Genomic DNA, 19,288 nt, shown 5'->3' with positions numbered 1-19,288 from the left:
CAACTGGTATACCTGAGCAACATACGCCAGGGCAAACATACCATTCTCCGTAACTATCCGCTGGTGGGTTACCTGCGCTATTTCTTTGAAAGCATTCGCCCGGAACTGCGCCAGTATTTTTTCGAATCAGACCTGGATGGCAAGCCTTTCAGCCGTCGCCAGCGCTCTATTGTATACCAGCGGGCCAAAAATGTGCGCCAAACCGTGCCTTTTGGTATGCAGGCCAACAGCCAGGAAGCAGGGTTTGAGTGGATTGCCCATACCATGTTTCCGGCGCATGTGAAGGAAGCGGACCTGCGCGTCACGGTCGGCAGCAGCAGTTGCCGGCAGCCCTACAGCGCCAGCATTTACAACATTTCGGCGATGAGTTATGGCTCTCTCAGCAAAACAGCCGTGACGGCCCTGAGCGCCGGCGCCAAGCTGGGTGGCTTTGCCCATAACACAGGCGAAGGGGGTGTCAGCCCGTTCCATATCGAGGGAGGTGGTGACCTGATCTGGCAGATAGGTACGGGCTACTTTGGTTGCCGCGACAAGAACGGCAACTTCTCTGAGCAACTGTTCCGGGAGCAGGTGGCGCATCCGCAAGTCAAGATGGTGGAGATAAAGCTGTCACAGGGAGCTAAACCGGGTCACGGCGGTATATTGCCGGCAGCCAAAAACACGCCTGAGATTGCTGCCATCCGGAAGGTCGTACCGTATACCACGGTTGCTTCGCCTCCAGCGCACTCGGCTTTCAGCGATCAGTTTACCATGCTGTTGTACATCCAGAAGCTGCGTGTGCTGTCGGAGGGCAAACCGATCGGTATAAAACTTTGTATCGGGAACAAGGAAGAGTTTGAGCGCCTGTGCCAGGAAATGATGCACAACCGCATTTACCCGGATTTCATCACGATCGATGGGGCAGAAGGCGGTACAGGTGCGGCACCGCTGGAGTTCACCGACAGCCTGGGTATGCCGCTCTACGATGCACTGGCATTCGTGCAGAACATGCTGGTGAAGTACGGCCTGCGCCAGGAAATAAAACTGATCGCGGCCGGTAAAATCATCACCGGGGTGGATATCATCAAAGCGATCTCGCTGGGTGCCGACATTTGTTATAGTGCCCGGGGTATGATGTTCGCGCTGGGTTGTATACAGGCGCTGCAGTGCGACTCGGGCCGCTGCCCGGTAGGTATAGCCACGCAGGACCGGAACCTGTACGTAGGACTGGATGTGGCCGACAAACGCGTTCGCGTCGCTAATTTCCATGGCAATACCATCAAATCCACTATTGAAGTGATGGAAGCCTGTGGTTTCGGGTCCCTGGAAGGTATAGCACCGGACAAGGTATTCAGACGCGTGGAGCAGGGCAGGAACATGAGCTTCGAGGAGCTCTACTTCCCGGGTAAAACCGTATCCAGCGAGATCAGCAGAAACTATGCGCTCAACTGATATGACCAACAACATTTATTTGACCGAACAGGATTATAAACGACTGGTAGACCTAATCCAGGTACAGCGGCAGAGTACCGGTTCAACTGCCAGTATAGCCAGGCTGGGAGACGAATTGAAGCGTGCCCAACGCGTTAAAGCACAGGAGATTCCGGCGGATGTCATCACGATGAATTCCCGTGTACTGCTCAAAGACCTGCAGAGCGGTATGGAAATGGAGATCACGCTGGTCTACCCGAAGGATGCGGACTTCAACGCCCTGAAGATCTCTGTTTTTGCGCCGGTCGGGACGGCTATTTTGGGCTGCCGGGAAGGGGACGAAGTGGAATGGCCGGTGCCATCCGGTACCCTGACCTATAAAATTATAAAAGTAACGTATCAGCCCGAAGCGACCGGTGCCTATCATTTGTAGGATACGCAATCATGTATAAAGGAACAGCCCGCTATACCTTCAGGTATAGCGGGCTGTTTTGTTTTCAGGCGTAGTCACTGATCTCTTCTTCCCATAGATCAAAGTCTATGTCTTCTTCTGCCAGGCGGTAGCTGAAGTACACATAGGTGGCTGCTCCCAGCAGCAGCAGGGTAGAACCCAGCAAAATCAGGGGAAAAGCATTCGTTTCTTTCTTTTTCATAGGTATAGGGTTACTGTCAGTAGTTTCTTATACGTCAGGGAATTGGATATGAGTTTTCAATCGCTGCTTGTCGGCGTCCAGAAAACAGAAAAGCCGGACACTTGCCCGGCTTTTCTGTTTTCTGAATGCCTCCTGAAGGCGTATTCGTATACCAACGCTTACATATTCCGGCGGTACTGGCCGCCTACTTCGAACAAGGCATTGGTGATCTGACCCAGCGAGCAGTACTTGACCGTTTCCATCATTTCTTCGAAAATGTTTCCGTTGTTGATGGCCACCTGCTGAATTCGCTTGAGCCTATCAGCGGACTGATCCGTATTGCGCTGGTGCAGCAATTGCAGCATCGCGATCTGGTACTGCTTTTCTTCTTCCGTAGCCCGGATCACTTCAGTTGGCAGCACGGTAGGTGAGCCCGTAGAAGACAGGAAGGTGTTTACCCCAATGATCGGGTATTCGCCCGTATGCTTCAGGGTCTCGTAGTACAAGCTCTCTTCCTGAATCTTGCCGCGCTGGTACATCGTCTCCATCGCACCCAATACGCCACCACGCTCGGTAATGCGATCAAACTCCGTCAGCACTGCTTCCTCGACCAGGTCGGTTAGTTCTTCGATGATGAAGGAGCCCTGTAGCGGGTTCTCATTTTTCGCCAGTCCCAGCTCCCGGTTGATGATCAGCTGGATGGCCATTGCCCGTCGAACAGAAGCTTCAGTTGGAGTTGTGATCGCCTCGTCGTAGGCATTGGTGTGCAGCGAGTTACAGTTGTCGTAGATCGCGTAAAGAGCCTGCAGCGTCGTGCGGATATCATTGAAGTCGATTTCCTGGGCGTGCAGCGAACGGCCGGACGTCTGGATGTGGTACTTGAGCATCTGCGAACGGGCATCGGCGCCATACTTGTGCTTCATGGCTTTTGCCCAGATTCTTCTGGCTACACGACCGATCACCGCATACTCCGGATCAATGCCGTTTGAGAAGAAGAAGCTCAGGTTCGGCGCAAACTTGTTGATGTCCATACCGCGGCTCACGTAGTACTCTACAAAGGTAAAGCCGTTTGCCAGCGTAAAGGCCAGTTGCGAGATCGGGTTGGCCCCGGCTTCCGCAATGTGGTAACCCGAAATGGACACCGAGTAGAAGTTGCGTACGTTCTTGTCGATGAAGTACTGCTGCACGTCACCCATCAAACGTAGCGAGAACTCAGTCGAGAAGATACAGGTGTTCTGTGCCTGATCTTCTTTCAGAATATCGGCCTGTACCGTACCGCGCACGGCCGCCAGGGTACGCGTCTTGATCGGTTCGTATACCTCAGCCGGCAATACCTGGTCGCCGGTAACGCCTAATAGCATCAGACCCAGGCCGTCGTTGCCTTTTGGCAGTTCGCCCTGGTAGCGCGGTCGTTCTGTGCCTTTTTGTTGGTAGATCGTTTCGATCTTCTTTTCTATTTCATTTTCCAGGCCGTTTTCACGGATGTAGAGTTCGCACTGCTGGTCGATGGCCGCGTTCATAAAGAAGCCGGTCAGGATAGCAGCCGGACCATTGATGGTCATCGAAACCGACGTCATCGGGTCAGCCAGGTTGAAGCCAGAATATAGTTTCTTGGCATCATCCAGGCAGCAAATACTTACGCCGGAGTTACCGATTTTACCATAAATGTCGGGTCTGAAATCCGGGTCTTCACCGTAGAGGGTAACCGAGTCGAAGGCCGTAGAAAGACGTTTGGCCGGCATACCCAGACTCACGTAGTGGAAACGGCGATTCGTTCGCTCCGGTCCGCCTTCGCCCGCAAACATACGGGTCGGGTCTTCGCCTTCGCGCTTGAACGGGAATACACCGGCAGTGTAAGGGAATTCGCCCGGCACGTTCTCCTGCAGGTTCCACTTGAGCAGGTCTCCCCAGGCTTCGTAACGGGGCGTAGCCACCTTCGGTATTTGCAAATGCGAAAGCGACTCGGTATGGGTTTTAATCTTCAGCTCCTTGTCGCGTACTTTGAAGATGTAGAACTCATTTTTATAGGCCTGTACTTTGTCTTTCCAGTTCTCAAGTATTTTCTTATTCAACCCGTCCAGGCTCAGCTCTACTTCCGCGTAAGCCTGCTCCAGTTGCCTGATCAAACGGTCTTTGTCTTCTACTTCAATCCCTTGTACCGCTTCGATGGATTTCTTGATGCCGTAGAGTTTCTGCGCAACCTCTGCCTGGTCCTTGCTCCATTTGTCGTAGCCCCGGATGGTCTCGGAGATCTCAGAGAGGTAGCGGGTACGGGCAGGAGGGATGATGAACACCTTCTCCGACATCTCTTTTGAGGTCAGGAGGTTAGAGTCAAACTCGACGCCCGTTTTTTCAGAGATTTTAGCCATGATCGCCCGGTAGAGCTGGTTCATGCCCGGGTCGTTGAACTGTGAGGCGATGGTGCCGAATACCGGTATCTCCTCATCTTTTACATCCCAAAGCTGGTGGTTGCGCTTGTACTGCTTCTTCACGTCACGCAGGGCATCCAGGGCACCGCGCTTGTCGAATTTATTCAGGGCAATTACATCGGCAAAGTCGAGCATATCGATCTTTTCAAGTTGCGTGGCGGCGCCGTACTCCGGGGTCATCACATACAGGCTCATATCCGAGTGCTCGATGATCTCGGTATCGGATTGGCCAATACCGGATGTCTCCAGTATAATTAAATCAAAATCAGCCGCTTTCACGATGTCCACGGCATCCTGCACATATTTGCTCAGGGCCAGGTTGCTCTGGCGGGTAGCCAGCGAGCGCATGTACACCCGCTCGTTCGAGATCGAGTTCATCCGGATCCTGTCACCAAGTAAGGCTCCACCGGTCTTGCGCTTGGAGGGGTCTACCGAAATTATGGCGATGTTCTTGTCCGGGAAATCCAGCAGGAAGCGGCGCACCAGCTCGTCTACCAGGGATGATTTTCCGGCTCCGCCGGTACCGGTTATACCCAGCACAGGCGTTTTAAATTCTTTTGCCTGCTCCTTTACTTCATTGAGTATCCCACGCGCTTCCTCCGGGAAGTTTTCGGCAGCCGAGATCAGGCGGGCGATCGATTTGGCGTCTTTGTCGCGCAGGTACTTTGCTTCGCCGTTCAGGTCTTTACCAGTAGGGAAGTCGCATTGCTGCAGCATGTCGTTGATCATACCCTGCAGGCCCATCGCGCGGCCGTCGTCCGGGGAGTAAATGCGGGCAATCCCATATGCCTGCAGTTCGTCTATCTCAGACGGAAGGATCACACCGCCACCGCCACCGAACAGGCGGATATGGCCACAACCACGCTCGTTGAGCAGGTCGTACATGTATTTGAAGTACTCGATGTGGCCGCCCTGGTAAGAGGTGATGGCAATGGCCTGCGCATCTTCCTGGATCGCACAGTCCACGATCTCCTGCACCGAGCGGTTGTGGCCCAGGTGGATCACCTCTGCTCCCGATGCCTGTATGATACGGCGCATGATGTTGATGGCCGCATCGTGCCCGTCGAACAAAGAGGCTGCTGTCACGATACGGATATGGTTGACAGGCTTATAGGATTCTGTTGTAGTAAGTTGCATAGCTCCTTAACAAAGGTTTTTCAAAATTGATGCGAATATAATCAATTTTGAGCAGGTTTTTAGCCTAATCCGGCTTCTTTAGCCAGCGAGACAAGGTCGGCTACATTGGCGGTACCCAGCTTCTGCTGTATGTTTTTGCGGTGGGTGCTCACGGTGTTTGTACTGATGTAGAGTTTCTCTGCAATGGCTTTGGTGCTCATGCCCTGGCAGATAAGATCGAGTATCTCCAGCTCCCTTTTGCGGAGACTCCTGAGCAGGAGTTTGTTTTTCAGCTTCAGGTTTTCGCGGAGCGCCTGTACTAGTTGGTCCTCCGTGTTCATGCGCGGACTCATGTCCACATCCACACACAGCAGCTCCTGTACTTTTCCTTCCGGGCTTTTGCCAAAAGCTTTGGCCCAGCCGATAAACCATTTATACGCCTGCTGCTCCTTGTGTTTTGCCCTGAAAATGCCGCCATACTCAGCGCCATCGAAATGCTGGTAATGGTCAATGCTGCTGTCGGGTACCGCGTGGTCGTCCGGATGCACGATCTGATACATATACTCCATTCCCCCCATTTCCAGTATTTCATCCAGGGTATAGCCCAGGGTTTCTTCGTTGGTCCGGTTGCACCAGATCACGCCTTTCTTCAGGTCTGAGATGTAAATATTGGCGGGCACTTCGTGCACTACTTTTTCCAGGAAGGTGCATTTTTCCTGCAGTTGTGCCAGTTTTTTTTCAAGCAGCTGCACTTTCTCTTCCGTAGGGGTAGGGGACTTCTCTGGCGACATAGCGTAAGGATGTTGGAAACGGGTTTGTAAGCAGGAATCAGAAGGGGGATAACCATTACAATATAAAAAATCATTTTTAAAATAACACATCCGCCTGCTCCTCATTTTATCCTGATGCTCCAAGTCAAAATGATTTTATACCTGAAAGCAGCAACAAAGCCACTTTCTTCTTAACTTTGTTCTTCGTATACATATTTATGAAGAACATTCGCAATTTCTGCATCATTGCCCACATCGACCATGGGAAGAGTACCCTGGCCGACCGTCTGCTGGAGTTTACCTCAACGGTAGCGGAGCGGGAGATGCAAAACCAGCTGCTCGACAACATGGACCTGGAGCGTGAGCGCGGCATCACTATTAAGAGCCACGCCATCCAGATGAACTACCGCTACAAGGGCGAGGATTACGTCCTGAACCTGATCGACACACCCGGCCACGTGGACTTTTCCTATGAAGTTTCCCGCTCCATTGCTGCCTGCGAAGGCGCGCTGCTGATCGTGGACTCCTCACAAGGTATAGAAGCGCAGACGATCTCCAACCTATACCTGGCCATAGGCTCTGACCTGGAAATCATCCCGGTACTGAACAAAATTGACCTGCCGCATGCCATGCCCGAGGAGGTGTCGGATCAGATCATCGACCTGATCGGCTGTGATAGAGAAGACATCATCCATGCTTCCGGAAAAGCAGGTATAGGGATAGAGGATATTCTGAATGCCATCTGCGATCGTATTCCGGCACCGAAAGGCGATCCTGCTGCGCCACTGCAGGCCCTGATCTTCGACTCTGTCTTCAATTCCTACAGAGGCATCGAAGTATACTTCCGGATCTACAACGGTACATTGCGCAAAGGCGACAAGGTGAAGTTCATCAACACCGGCAAAACCTATGAGGCCGACGAGATCGGCGTGCTGAAACTGAACCAGGAAGCACGCAAGGAAATGGGCGCTGGTAATGTGGGGTACCTTATATCGGGTATTAAAAATGCCAAAGAAGTAAAAGTTGGGGATACCATTACGCACATCGACCGTCCGGGCGAAAGCATCCAGGGATTTGAGGATGTGAAGCCGATGGTATTTGCGGGTATCTATCCGGTAGAAACAAGCGAGTACGAAGAGCTGCGCGCCTCTATGGAGAAGCTGCAACTCAACGACGCTTCGCTGGTATGGGAGCCGGAGACATCGGCAGCCCTTGGCTTCGGTTTCCGTTGCGGGTTCCTGGGAATGCTGCACATGGAGATCGTGCAGGAGCGACTGGAGCGTGAGTTCGACATGACGGTTATCACCACGGTGCCGTCGGTGCAGTTCCACGCTTATTCTACCAAAGGAGAATTATTGAAAGTGAATGCGCCTTCGGAAATGCCGGAGCCGAATTATATTGATCGCATCGAGGAGCCGTTCATCAAAGCCCAGATCATTTCGAAATCGGAGTATGTAGGGCCGATCATTACGCTCTGTATGGAGAAGCGCGGTATCCTCAAGAACCAGACGTACCTGACCAGCGATCGGGTAGAGCTATCCTTTGAGATGCCGTTGGCTGAGATTGTATTTGACTTCTTCGATAAACTGAAAACCATTTCCAGAGGGTATGCCTCGCTTGACTATGAGCTGATCGGTTTCCGGCAGTCCAACATGGTGAAGCTGGATGTGATGCTGAACGGCGAGAAGGTGGATGCGCTGAGCGCCATCGTGCACCGCGACAAGGCTTACGAGTGGGGCAAGCGCCTGTGCGAAAAGCTCCGTGAGCTGCTGCCGCGCCAGATGTTTGAGATCGCGATACAGGCAGCCATCGGCCAGAAGATCATCGCCCGTGAAACAGTAAAGGCCCTGCGCAAGAACGTACTGGCCAAATGCTACGGCGGTGACATCTCCCGTAAGCGTAAACTCCTCGAAAAACAGAAAAAAGGTAAAAAGCGCATGCGCCAGGTAGGTAACGTGGAAATTCCACAAGAAGCCTTCTTAGCCGTGCTTAAACTCGACTAAACCTTCACAAGCCCCGGCGTGCCCCTGCACGGCGGGGCTTGTGGCTTTTAATCATACCATCCGATACTGTATTTTGTACGCTGATATTACCATAAAAGCCCGGTGTTACGATCCTGCCAAAGTTGAAACGATGCTGCTGGAACAAGGGGCAGCCTATGTAGGGTTGGATGTGCAGACAGATACCTACTATGAAACAGCGTATGGTAAACTCAAGCACAGGCAGGGAACTATCGAGAACGTACTTATTCATTACAACAGGACAATCAGTGGAGAAGCGAAGCAGACCGAAGTGCTGCTTTATATCCAGAATCCGGGAGAGGCAACCCTGGATCAGGTATGCGGGAATCAGAAAGTGCTGGCACAGGTAAAGAAACTACGGAAGATATTCTTCCTGGACAACGTAAAGTTTCATATCGATCACCTGGAAAAAGAGGGCCATTTTATTGAAATCGAAGCGATTGATTTAGACGGCTCCATCGGTCTGGACACCCTGAACCAGCAATGCCGCTATTATAAAGAGTTGTTGCAGATCGACGAAGAAGATCTGGTGCATCACGCTTACGTTGACTTTTAACTTATCACCCATTATTAGAATATTAACTATGACCCTGCTCGACGGTAAAAAAACATCCGAAGCCATTCAACAAGAGATAGCTGCTGAAGTAGCTGATATTAAAGCCCAAGGAGGGAAAGTACCGCACCTGGCGGCTATACTGGTAGGAAACGATGGCGGTTCGGTTACCTATGTTACCAACAAAGTACTGGCCTGCGAACGGGTAGGCTTTGGCTCCACGCTTGTTCGCTACGAAGACGATGTGACCGAAGAGGAACTGCTCAGCAAGATACAGGAACTGAATGAGGATGATGAAATCGATGGGTTTATCGTGCAGCTGCCTTTGCCCGGGCACGTCAACACGCAGAAAGTCTTGGAGGCCGTCAATCCCAAAAAAGACGTGGATGGTTTTCATCCGGCAAATGTAGGCCGCATGGTCGCCGGCTTATCTTCGTTTCTGCCTGCTACGCCCTACGGCATTTTGCAGCTGATCGAGCGCTACCAGATCGAAACCAAAGGAAAGCACTGTGTCGTGATTGGTCGCAGCAACATCGTCGGCTCCCCGATGAGCATACTGATGGCCAAAGCGGCTTATCCGGGCAATGCCACCGTGACGCTCTGCCACCGCAATACGGTGGACCTGGCCTACCATACCCGCCAGGCCGATATCATTATCGCAGCCGTAGGTATACCCGGATTGATAACAGCGGATATGGTGAAGGAAGGTGCCGTAGTCATTGACGTAGGTACCACGCGCGTTCCGGATGCTACCCGCAAATCCGGGTTCAGGCTACGGGGTGACGTGGACTTCGATAACGTGGCCCCCAAGTGCAGCTACATCACACCCGTGCCGGGCGGCGTAGGACCGCTCACCATCGCCATGCTGCTCAAGAATACCTTGCGTGCTTCACGAAAGGAAGTGTACGCATAATTATCCTCATAGCTCATAATGACTTCCTTGCCCTCCTCTGAAAACAGAGGAGGGCATTTTTTGATCCGTATTTTTTGTAGGGACAGGTCGCGACCTGTCCGCGCGATAGGATGAACGATGAGACAGGAATGGTTGGTAGGATTTTACCAGATACTAAATAATTTGTGAATCCTGATCCAGACAAATTTCTCGCGGAACGATTGCCAATGCACGACTCGGACAGGTACCTGCAATTTCCAGATCGGAAGAATTTAATTTCTGCTCAGGTATAACGGAACATAAGTAGATCGATGCCTTGTTGCTTTTTTAGCTAACTTTGCAAGTTGGCCACCGGCTTATACCTGATATAAGCTGCGTGTAGTTTAATTTATAAGAAGGGCTCATGCTTGAAAACAGGTATGGCCGAAGGAATACAGATTTGGAAGCAGCAAAAGCATACAAGACCGCCTCTATCCATACGGTGCCAAAAGACGGCAGCGAATTACCCCTGATGGAGGCTTTTTATACCATTCAAGGCGAAGGAGCCAATACCGGCACTGCCGCATACTTTATCCGTTTGGGCGGCTGCGATGTGGGTTGCCACTGGTGCGACGTAAAAGAATCCTGGGATGCCGAACAGCACCCGCTCACGCCCGTTGCAGACATTGTACAGACCTCGGCAGCATTTCCGGGCAAGGCTGTGGTGATAACGGGGGGCGAGCCGTTGCTCTATAACCTCCACCCGCTTACGGCGCAGCTGCAGGAGCGGGGCATCAAGACTTTCATCGAAACGTCGGGTGCTTACCCGATAAGCGGACACTGGGATTGGGTATGCCTTTCTCCCAAAAAGTTTAAAGCCCCTGATGCTTCCGTGTATCCTTTTGCAGATGAGCTAAAAGTGATTATATTTAACAAATCGGATTTTGCGTGGGCGGAAGAACATGCTGCCAGGGTAGGAGCCAGGACAAAGCTATACCTGCAGCCGGAGTGGAGCAAAGCCGGGCAGTTAATGCCCCTGATCGTTGAGTATGTAAAAAATAACCCCCAATGGCGTGTGTCACTACAGACACATAAGTACATGGATATTCCGTAACATTTTATGTTCAAGCAGCTGCTTTTATTGCTTCTCCTGGTTTTGAGTACAGCCCATGTCTGTCATGCTCAGGCAGGGAGATCAGGTACAACCTCCAAGAAAGCAGAAACCCTCTACTACAAAGCAGACGAAGCAGCGAGAGCCCGCGATTTCAACAAAGCACTCAATCTGCTGGCAGAGGCTGTGCAGCGCGACCCCAGGTATGGCGATGCCTACATCAAAGCCGCGCACCTGCACAAACTGATGGGCAATAAACCGGCCGTTTTTGAGAACCTGCAGAAGGGGCTGGCTCTCTTGCCTTTTAGCCCCGCGCAGGTCAACAATTACTTTGACCTGGCCGAGCTATACTTTGACAAAGGCGACTATACCCAGTCCCGTGCCTACTACGAAACTTTCCTGAAAGCGAAACCCCGCAATGCCCGAATGGTGGACTATGCCCGCCAGCAGATCCGCACGGCTGACTTTGCTGCTGAAGCCATGCAGAAACCGGTAGACTTCAACCCGGTGCGACTGCCCGATGATGTCAATAACTTCCAGCTGCAGTATTTTCCGTCCACCACAGCCGATCAGCGTAACCTGATCTTCACGGCACGGGCCGGCAGCAGACCCGATCAGGACGAAAATATCTATGTCAGTACGCAGCAAAACGGGGTATGGAGTGCGCCTGCTTCCATTTCCGAAGCGATCAACTCTGCGGCAAACGAGGGAGCAGCCACTATTTCCGGCGATGGAAAATCCCTGGTTTTCACTTCCTGCAACCGACCTGACAGCCAGGGCGACTGCGACCTCTATATCTCTTTCCGGACAGGCACTGAGTGGAGTAAACCCAAAAACATGGGTAATGTAGTGAATTCCAAAGCCTGGGATTCGCAGCCCAGCCTGTCTGCAGACGGACGTACGCTTTATTTTACCTCTACACGTGGCGGTGGCATTGGCAAGGAGGATATCTGGATGACAAACCTCAACGAAGATGGCTCCTGGCAGAAACCGGTGAATATGGGCGAGCCGGTCAATTCGAAAGGCCGGGATATGGCCCCTTTCATCCACGTAAGCGGCGCTACCTTATACTTAGTCAGCGACGGTCACCTGGGGATGGGTGGCCTGGATATTTTCATGACCTCGCAGGGAAAAGGAAAAAACTGGACACAGCCGGAGAACATGGGCTATCCGCTGAACACCTATGCCGACGAGGGATCCATGTTCATCTCAGCCAACAACCAGAAAGGCTACTACTCGCGGCAGGAGATGACGGAGGCCGGTGCGTTGACCATACAACTGTATGAGCTGGATGTGCCGGAAAACTGGCGCAGCAAAGTGAGCAGTACTTACGCGCAGGGCCGTGTGTTTCATGCGGATACCAAAAAGCCGCTGGGAGCCGTCGTGCAGCTTTATGACGTGTCTACCGACTCACTGATGCAGCAGGTGAATTCCGACAAGATTTCCGGTGAGTATACCGTCGTGCTTTCCGAAGGCAGGCAGTATGCCCTGTATGTATCCGCCACGGATTTCCTGATGAACAGCCTCAGCTTTGACTATACCTCTCCAAAGTCGTTGAGCCCGGTCGCCCTCGATGTATACCTCAAACCTGTGAAGTCGGGTGCCGCCATCGTGCTCAACAACCTGTTCTTCGACACGGGCAAATATGAACTGGAGCGAAAATCCAAGACTGAACTCGACAAGCTCATCACCTTCATGCGACAGAATCCTACGGTGAGAATTGAAATTTCAGGCCATACGGATAATGTAGGTTCTGACCAAGCTAATAAACTCTTATCGCAGCGACGTGCCAAATCCGTAGCGGATTACCTGAGCAGCCACAGCGTACGCAAAGAACGCATCACCTACATCGGGCACGGCGAGAACAAACCTGTAAAACCCAACACCACGGAAGAGAACCGCAGCCTGAACCGCCGCATTGAAATGCGCGTGCTGTAGCTGCTTGCTATACCTGCCACCAACCAGACCACAAACAAAACGGCCAGCTACTGTTGCAGTAGCTGGCCGTTTTTATAGGTATAGCGTTGTAATTAGCGCTGATCCATCGGTACGTAATTGCGTTCGGTTTCGCCGGTATAAATCTGGCGCGGACGGCCGATCGGCTCTTTCTGCTCCCGCATTTCTTTCCACTGGGCGATCCAGCCTGGCAGACGGCCAAGAGCAAACATCACCGTGAACATGTCGGTAGGTATACCCAAGGCACGGTAGATGATACCGGAATAGAAGTCCACGTTCGGGTATAGCTTACGCTCTACAAAGTACTGATCGTTCAGGGCTGCTTCTTCCAGCTCCTTAGCGATCGTCAGGATCGGATCGTTGATGCCGAGGGCTGTCATTACTTCATCCGCCGCTTTTTTGATGATCTTGGCACGCGGGTCAAAGTTCTTGTACACCCGGTGACCGAAGCCCATCAGGCGGAACGGATCGTTTTTGTCCTTGGCTTTCTCTATGAACTTCTTGGAGTCGCCGCCATCTGCTTTGATCTGCTCCAGCATCTCGATAACAGCCTGGTTTGCACCCCCGTGCAACGGTCCCCACAGGGCACTGATACCGGCAGATACGGAGGAGTACAGGCTGGCATTGGCAGAGCCTACCAGGCGCACAGTGGACGTAGAGCAGTTCTGCTCGTGGTCAGCATGTAGGATGAGGAGCTTGTTGAGCGCATCCACTACCACCGGATTGATCTCGTAATCTTCGGTAGGGTAGGCGAACATCATGTGCAGGAAGTTGGAGCAATAGTCCAGCTTGTTTTTCGGGTAGTTTACCGGATGGCCGACAGAGTTCTTATAAGACCAGGCAGCAATCGTAGGCAGTTTGGCCATCAATCGGATGATGGACAGGTCGACTTCTTCTTTTGTCTGGTTGGGGTTAAGCGACTCCGGGTAAAAGGCGGTAAGTGAGCTGATCAGGGCCGATAGAATACCCATCGGGTGGGCAGCAGACGGGAAGCCATCCAGTATTTTACGCATGTCTTCGTTTACAAGCGTATGTATTTTGAGTTTGTTGCTGAAGTCTTCCAACTCCTGAGCCGTAGGAAGGGCACCATAAATGAGCAGGTAAGCGACTTCAACGAAGTTTGATTTCTCGGCTAGCTGATCAATCGGGTAACCTCTGTAGCTCAGAATCCCTTTTTCGCCATCCAGAAACGTGATAGCACTAGTCGTAGCACCCGTATTCTTATAACCTGAGTCCAGGGTAACGTAACCTGATTCTGAGCGCAAAGAAGAAATATCAATTGCTTTTTCATCCTCGGTACCTACAACAATCGGGAGCTTGTAGGATTTGCCCTCTAAAATTATTTCAGCGTGATCTGACATGCTTATATGAGTTAATGTCCGTGATAGTGTCTCTTATTGAAGCGAAATTACTGCAAAATGTAATAAAAATGAAACCTGAAGGCGCTTATATATGGTAAATTAACAATGTTTTACTCATTCGCGCGGTCAGACTAGTGTATAAACGTTGATGCACGAAAAAGTTTTGGACTCAAGTCGTTGCATCTGCATCCTATACGTAAAAAATCCTATCGCAGACGGTCCCAGAGCCAGTACCTTGCCGGTCGCCGTAAATTGTGCTGGCAGGTATAGCTACCAGGGAGTACTATCGGGCTCAGCGTCCGAAAGGTTGTTGCCAAAGCCTTTTTGCGGGCTGTAGGGAGTGCCTTTCCCTTCGAGGTGGTTTTGTATGTCGATGTGCAGTTTGATGCGGTCGAGGGCAATGAACTCCCCCCAAAGCGCCTGGTCCTTTTCCGACATCCTGTCGATCAGGTCCTGCAGTTGCAAGCCGGTATCCTGCCTGATCAGTTCTTTGATATACGGGTCAGAGTCCACCATACCTTGTATCTTCACCCGAAAGTAAGAATTGAGCTCTACATACCGCTTATCGTCCCAATCCGAAAGATCAATCTGCCTCATAAATTCCTTTTACGGCCACATGCCTTATCAGTAAACAGAATGGAGCGAAAGAATGCCTGCACCCGCAGGCTGCCCTTCCTATACCTGCTGATGTGGGTTGGCTGCCTCACCAAAAAACAAAAGCAGCAAACGGTCAGGTTTACTGCTTTTATGAGAAGGCAACTAACTGCCTGCAATTGCCCTGCTAAAGGGCAATTGCAGGCCGGTTGCTTCTTAGTCGTAGCTATTCTTTTTCTTGTCCTGCTTGGCCGCCTGCTTTTCCTTCGGAGTTTTGGCCGGCTTTTTCTTTACATCCTTTTTTGCGTCTTGAGACTTTGCCATGGGAGTAGGGTTTAAGTTTAAATAAAGGTAATGGATTTTTGGTTAATACCAGCATTTCAGGGGCCAGGTTACCTCTCCGGTGCATCGCAGGATAACATAACCGAATTATTTTGCCTGATATGCTGTTGTCAGGTATAGCATAAAACTAGGGAAATGCTGGATGTTTTATACCTGTTGCATAAGCTACCGGCATAGCACGGGATAACTTTTAGAATGCGATGGTATAAAAATTGCATTATAAAATATAACCGATTTTGAATTTTAAAGATGATTATGCTGTTTCAGTTATAGTTCTTATCCCATACAAACTTTAAACATTATCCAGCTTTTTGTCGGGTTGCATTGGCAAAATTTTATAAAGAACGTATGAATAACATAAGCTACATAGGGCTGCAGCATTTAGAGTAGCTGCCTGTAACACCCAGACCCTCTGCTAGTCTGTAAGAACGGCACATTCCTGTAAAGTCATTATTCGCAACTACTAAGCACACGCCACCCTGGCTCTACAGAAACTGCGTCAGGTATAGATTTGAAAAGGAGTTTAACATAAGAAACACAGGAAGATTTATTGATGAAGAAAAATTATACGACACAAAACACTTTCCCTATGACCAGATTAGTTGCTTAGCAGTAACTCACTCCAGTTCATTAAGTTGAGATACTGCTTATTGCTCTATGGTATAAAATGATTCTGACTTTTTCATAAAGACAAAACACACATGAACATTTTAGAAAAGATCAAGACCAATTACAGTGCCTCGCTAAATGAGATGACAGTAGCTGCCTATCTCGAGGAGTGTAAGAAAGACCCGAACGCGTTTGCCAAGCCAGCCGAAAGAATACTGGATGCGATCGGGGAGCCGGAAATCCTGGACACCCGACAGGATCCCGTGCTAAGCCGTATCTTCTCCAACAAGAAGATCAAAATATACCCTGCCTTCCGCGACTTTTATGGTATGGAAAGCACCATCGAGCAGATCGTGTCCTACTTCAGGCACTCGGCTCAGGGGCTGGAAGAAAAGAAGCAGATCCTATACCTGATGGGGCCGGTGGGCGGAGGCAAAAGTTCGTTAGCCGAAAAGCTCAAACACCTGATGCAGCAGAACCCGATCTATGTGCTCAAGGCGGGCGACCAGGTGAGCCCCGTATTCGAAAGCCCGCTGGGTTTGTTTGCCGACTACACCGACGAACTGGAAGAGGAGTACAACATTCCGTCCCGTTACGTGCCGAGCTGCATGAGCCCCTGGGCTTCCAAACGGCTCCGCGAGTTCGACGGCGACATCAACCGCTTCAAAGTCATTCGTTTGTTCCCTTCCATCCAGGAGCAGATCGCTATTTCCAAGACGGAGCCGGGCGATGAGAACAACCAGGATATTTCCACGCTGGTGGGCAAGGTCGATATCCGCAAACTGGCCGAATACCAGCAGAGCGACCCAGACGCCTACTCCTATACCGGTGGCCTCTGCCTGGCCAACCAGGGATTGCTGGAGTTCGTGGAGATGTTCAAGGCACCTATCAAGGTCCTCAACCCGCTGCTGACCGCGACGCAGGAGAAGAACTACAAAGGTACCGAACCGATCGGGGCAATCCCTTTTGACGGGATTATCTTGGCGCACTCCAACGAGTCGGAGTGGGCCAAATTCCTCAACGACAAAAAGAACGAAGCTTTCCTGGACCGTATCTACAAGGTGCAGGTGCCCTACTGCCTGCGCGTGAGCGAAGAGATCAAGATCTATGAAAAGCTAATCCGGGAAAGCTCCCTCAAAGAAGCCCCCTGCGCTCCCAAAACTATTGAGCTGCTGGCCGAGTTTTCGGTTATGTCGCGGCTCAAGGAACCGGAGAACTCTTCGATCTACTCTAAGATGCGGGTATACAACGGCGAGACGCTCCGGGAGACCGATCCGAATGCCAAATCTATACAGGAGTACCGCGACGATGCCGGCATCAATGAAGGGATGCAGGGTATATCCACGCGCTTTGCCTTCAAGATTCTTTCCAAAGTCTTCAACTTCGACAGCGAGGAAATTGCCGCCAACCCGGTACACTTGCTCTATGTGTTGGAGCAGGAAGTGATCAAAATGATGCTGCCTCCCGAAGCCGAATCCAAGTACCTGCACCTGATCAAATCGGTGCTGGCCAGCAAGTATGCCGAGTTCATTTCCGATGAGATACAGAAAGCGTACATCGAGTCCTATAGCTCGTACGGCCAGAACATTTTTGAGAAGTACGTGATCTACGCCGACCACTGGATGCAGAACAACGACTACCGCGATCCGGACTCCGGCGAGATCTTCGACCGCAGTATTCTGAACGAGGAGTTGGAGAAAATCGAGAAACCGGCAGGTATAGCCAATCCAAAAGATTTCCGTTCCGAGGTCACCAACTTCTTTCTGCGCTACAAGGCCAACCATGGGGGTAAGAGCCCGCGGTGGGATTCGTATGAAAAGATCAAGAATGTGATCGAGAAGAAGATCTTCACCAATACCGAAGACCTCCTGCCGGTAGTTTCCTTCAATGTAAAGTCCAACGAAGAGGATGAGAAGAAGCATCGGGACTTCACCCGAAGAATGCGCGACAGAGGCTATACCGACAAGCAGATCCGGATCCTGGTAGATTGGTTTATGCGGGTAAGAAAGACAATGGCGTAAGATTTAATGAGTGAATTTTGAATGAGTGATTGAGTGAGTATTTTTCTCTAGTAGGATTTCACTCTCCCACTCATTCAAAACTGAAAATTCACTCACTCACTCAATCTCTCATTCAAAATTAGCCATGAGCCACATCGTTGATAGAAGAAAGAATGATAAAGGGAAGTCGACGGGTAACCGGCAGAAATTCCTCAAGCGGGTGGAGAGCCAGATACGGAAGGCTATACCTGATATCATCAGCCAGGAAAGCATAAAGGACAGCCAGACAGGTGGCAGCGTGAAAGTGCCTGTGCGCGGATTGGATGAGCCCAGCTTCCGGCATGATCCCAAGACCGGGAAAAAGCAGATCGTGAAGCCGGGCAATGACAAGTACAACGAAGGCGACCGCATTCCAAAACCCAAAGGCGGAGGAGGAAGCGGCAGCGGAAAAGGCTCCAACAGCCCGGAAGTAACAGAAGATGAGTTTACGGTAGTTCTCTCACGCGAGGAGTTTCTGAAGTACTTTTTTGAAGACCTGGCGCTCCCCAACATGGTCAAGAAGCTCATGGACAGCACCGAAAGCTTCGAACTCAGACGGGCCGGCTATACCCGGGACAGTGTCCCTTCCAGGTTAAATATCAAGACCAGTTACCAGCAGTCGCTGGGCCGGCAGCTCGCCTTGAAAGGGGCTTTCGAAAAGAAGCTGATGAACCTCCAGGACCAGTTGATCAGCCTCACCGATCCGGATGCGATCGCGGCGCTGCTGCAGGAGATAGAGAAAGTAAGAAAGCAGGCCAACACGGTTCCTTTTTTTGAGGATATCGATCTGCGGTATAACAACTTTCAGCAGGTGCCGATCCCGGTCACATCGGCCGTCATGTTCTGCATCATGGATGTGTCGGCCTCAATGGGCTACCATGAAAAAGACATTGCCAAACGCTTCTTCACACTCCTCTACATTTTCCTGACCAGGCAGTACAAGCAGGTGGAGCTCGTTTTTATACGGCATCACACCGAGGCAAAGGAGGTAAGCGAAGAAGAGTTTTTCAACTCCAAGGAAAGCGGCGGTACGGTTGTAGCGCCTTCCCTGAAGCTGATGGACAAGATCATGCGGGAGCGGTATGACGAGAGCTGGAATGTGTACGCCTGTCAGGCCTCGGATGGAGATGTGTGGTCGAAGCATGATGCATTTGAGTGCAAGAACCTGCTGCTGGAAACGATCCTTCCGAACATTCAATACATGGCCTATATCGAGATCAATAGCAAGGACCGTGAGAGTGATCTCTGGCAGGCCTATAACCGGATCAGCAATGATGAGGAGTTCTCGATCCGGCATATTTATGAAGTGTATGAGATATGGCCGGTTTTTCAGGGGCTTTTCAGGAAGCGGAGCCAGGTAGTTGCTTCGTAGTTGGAGCTGTGAACCTGTAGGGACAGGTCGCGACCTGTCCGCATCGTGCACCAGGTATAGGTATAGCCGGTTAGGACCTCGCAGTGTGCGCAGCTCCTGCGA

General features: G+C 51.2%; 14 protein-coding genes. 9 read left to right on the top strand and 5 right to left on the bottom strand.

What is annotated here, in order from left to right; genetic code table 11:
• The coding region (locus OB13_RS02980) for an FMN-binding glutamate synthase family protein (protein ID WP_461488663.1) at positions 1–1,431 on the top strand (1,431 nt) is incomplete at its 5' end.
• Positions 1,418–1,843: a nucleoside diphosphate kinase regulator gene (rnk, locus tag OB13_RS02975; RefSeq protein ID WP_461488662.1), complete on the top strand. Its 426-nt coding sequence runs from the start codon at positions 1,418–1,420 to the stop codon at positions 1,841–1,843. The genes OB13_RS02980 and rnk, both read left to right, overlap by 14 nt.
• 64 nt (positions 1,844–1,907) lie before the next feature.
• Here rnk and OB13_RS02970 read toward each other — a convergent pair whose 3' ends face one another.
• The 3 genes from OB13_RS02970 to OB13_RS02960 all read right to left on the bottom strand — a co-directional run bounded on the left by OB13_RS02970 (position 1,908) and on the right by OB13_RS02960 (position 6,378).
• Positions 1,908–2,063, bottom strand: a complete 156-nt coding sequence (locus OB13_RS02970; protein ID WP_461488661.1) for a hypothetical protein — start codon at positions 2,061–2,063, stop codon at positions 1,908–1,910.
• Positions 2,064–2,221: 158 nt separating this feature from the next.
• Complete coding sequence (locus tag OB13_RS02965) at positions 2,222–5,608, bottom strand: methylmalonyl-CoA mutase family protein (RefSeq protein WP_461488660.1); 3,387 nt, start codon at positions 5,606–5,608, stop codon at positions 2,222–2,224.
• Between the two features lie 59 nt (positions 5,609–5,667).
• A complete protein-coding gene (locus OB13_RS02960; RefSeq protein ID WP_461488659.1) occupies positions 5,668–6,378 on the bottom strand; it encodes a LuxR C-terminal-related transcriptional regulator in 711 nt (236 codons plus the stop codon).
• A gap of 197 nt (positions 6,379–6,575) precedes the next feature.
• On the opposite strand from OB13_RS02960, the gene lepA reads away from it, so the two are divergent.
• From lepA to OB13_RS02935, 5 genes are all read left to right on the top strand, one after another.
• The gene (gene lepA, locus OB13_RS02955; RefSeq protein WP_461488658.1) at positions 6,576–8,360 is read left to right on the top strand and encodes a translation elongation factor 4; all 1,785 of its coding nucleotides are present in this window, start codon (positions 6,576–6,578) and stop codon (positions 8,358–8,360) included.
• 130 nt (positions 8,361–8,490) lie between these two features.
• The gene (locus OB13_RS02950) at positions 8,491–8,934 is read left to right on the top strand and encodes a CYTH domain-containing protein (RefSeq protein ID WP_461488657.1); all 444 of its coding nucleotides are present in this window, start codon (positions 8,491–8,493) and stop codon (positions 8,932–8,934) included.
• A 28-nt stretch (positions 8,935–8,962) separates the two neighbouring features.
• On the top strand, positions 8,963–9,844 hold the full coding sequence (locus tag OB13_RS02945; protein ID WP_461488656.1) for a bifunctional 5,10-methylenetetrahydrofolate dehydrogenase/5,10-methenyltetrahydrofolate cyclohydrolase: 882 nt from the start codon (positions 8,963–8,965) through the stop codon (positions 9,842–9,844).
• A gap of 418 nt (positions 9,845–10,262) precedes the next feature.
• Entirely contained in the window at positions 10,263–10,916 is a 654-nt protein-coding gene (locus tag OB13_RS02940) for a 7-carboxy-7-deazaguanine synthase QueE (protein WP_461488655.1), read from the top strand.
• Between the two features lie 6 nt (positions 10,917–10,922).
• The gene (locus OB13_RS02935) at positions 10,923–12,851 is read left to right on the top strand and encodes an OmpA family protein (RefSeq protein WP_461488654.1); all 1,929 of its coding nucleotides are present in this window, start codon (positions 10,923–10,925) and stop codon (positions 12,849–12,851) included.
• Between the two features lie 92 nt (positions 12,852–12,943).
• Here the strand turns inward: OB13_RS02935 and OB13_RS02930 are convergent, their stop codons facing one another.
• Both OB13_RS02930 and OB13_RS02925 read right to left on the bottom strand, forming a co-directional pair.
• The gene (locus tag OB13_RS02930) at positions 12,944–14,230 is read right to left on the bottom strand and encodes a citrate synthase (RefSeq protein ID WP_461488653.1); all 1,287 of its coding nucleotides are present in this window, start codon (positions 14,228–14,230) and stop codon (positions 12,944–12,946) included.
• 270 nt (positions 14,231–14,500) lie between these two features.
• On the bottom strand, positions 14,501–14,827 hold the full coding sequence (locus tag OB13_RS02925) for a hypothetical protein (protein ID WP_461488652.1): 327 nt from the start codon (positions 14,825–14,827) through the stop codon (positions 14,501–14,503).
• Positions 14,828–15,867: 1,040 nt separating this feature from the next.
• Between OB13_RS02925 and OB13_RS02920 the strand changes: the two genes are divergently transcribed.
• The gene (locus tag OB13_RS02920) at positions 15,868–17,796 is read left to right on the top strand and encodes a PrkA family serine protein kinase (RefSeq protein ID WP_461488651.1); all 1,929 of its coding nucleotides are present in this window, start codon (positions 15,868–15,870) and stop codon (positions 17,794–17,796) included.
• A gap of 124 nt (positions 17,797–17,920) precedes the next feature.
• Complete coding sequence (locus OB13_RS02915) at positions 17,921–19,186, top strand: YeaH/YhbH family protein (protein ID WP_461488650.1); 1,266 nt, start codon at positions 17,921–17,923, stop codon at positions 19,184–19,186.
• Positions 19,187–19,288: the final 102 nt, after the last annotated feature.

The organism is Pontibacter sp. HJ8 (assembly GCF_054824225.1).
Note: the sequence above shows the minus strand (reverse complement) of the source record. Positions and strands in the feature narration are given on the sequence as shown.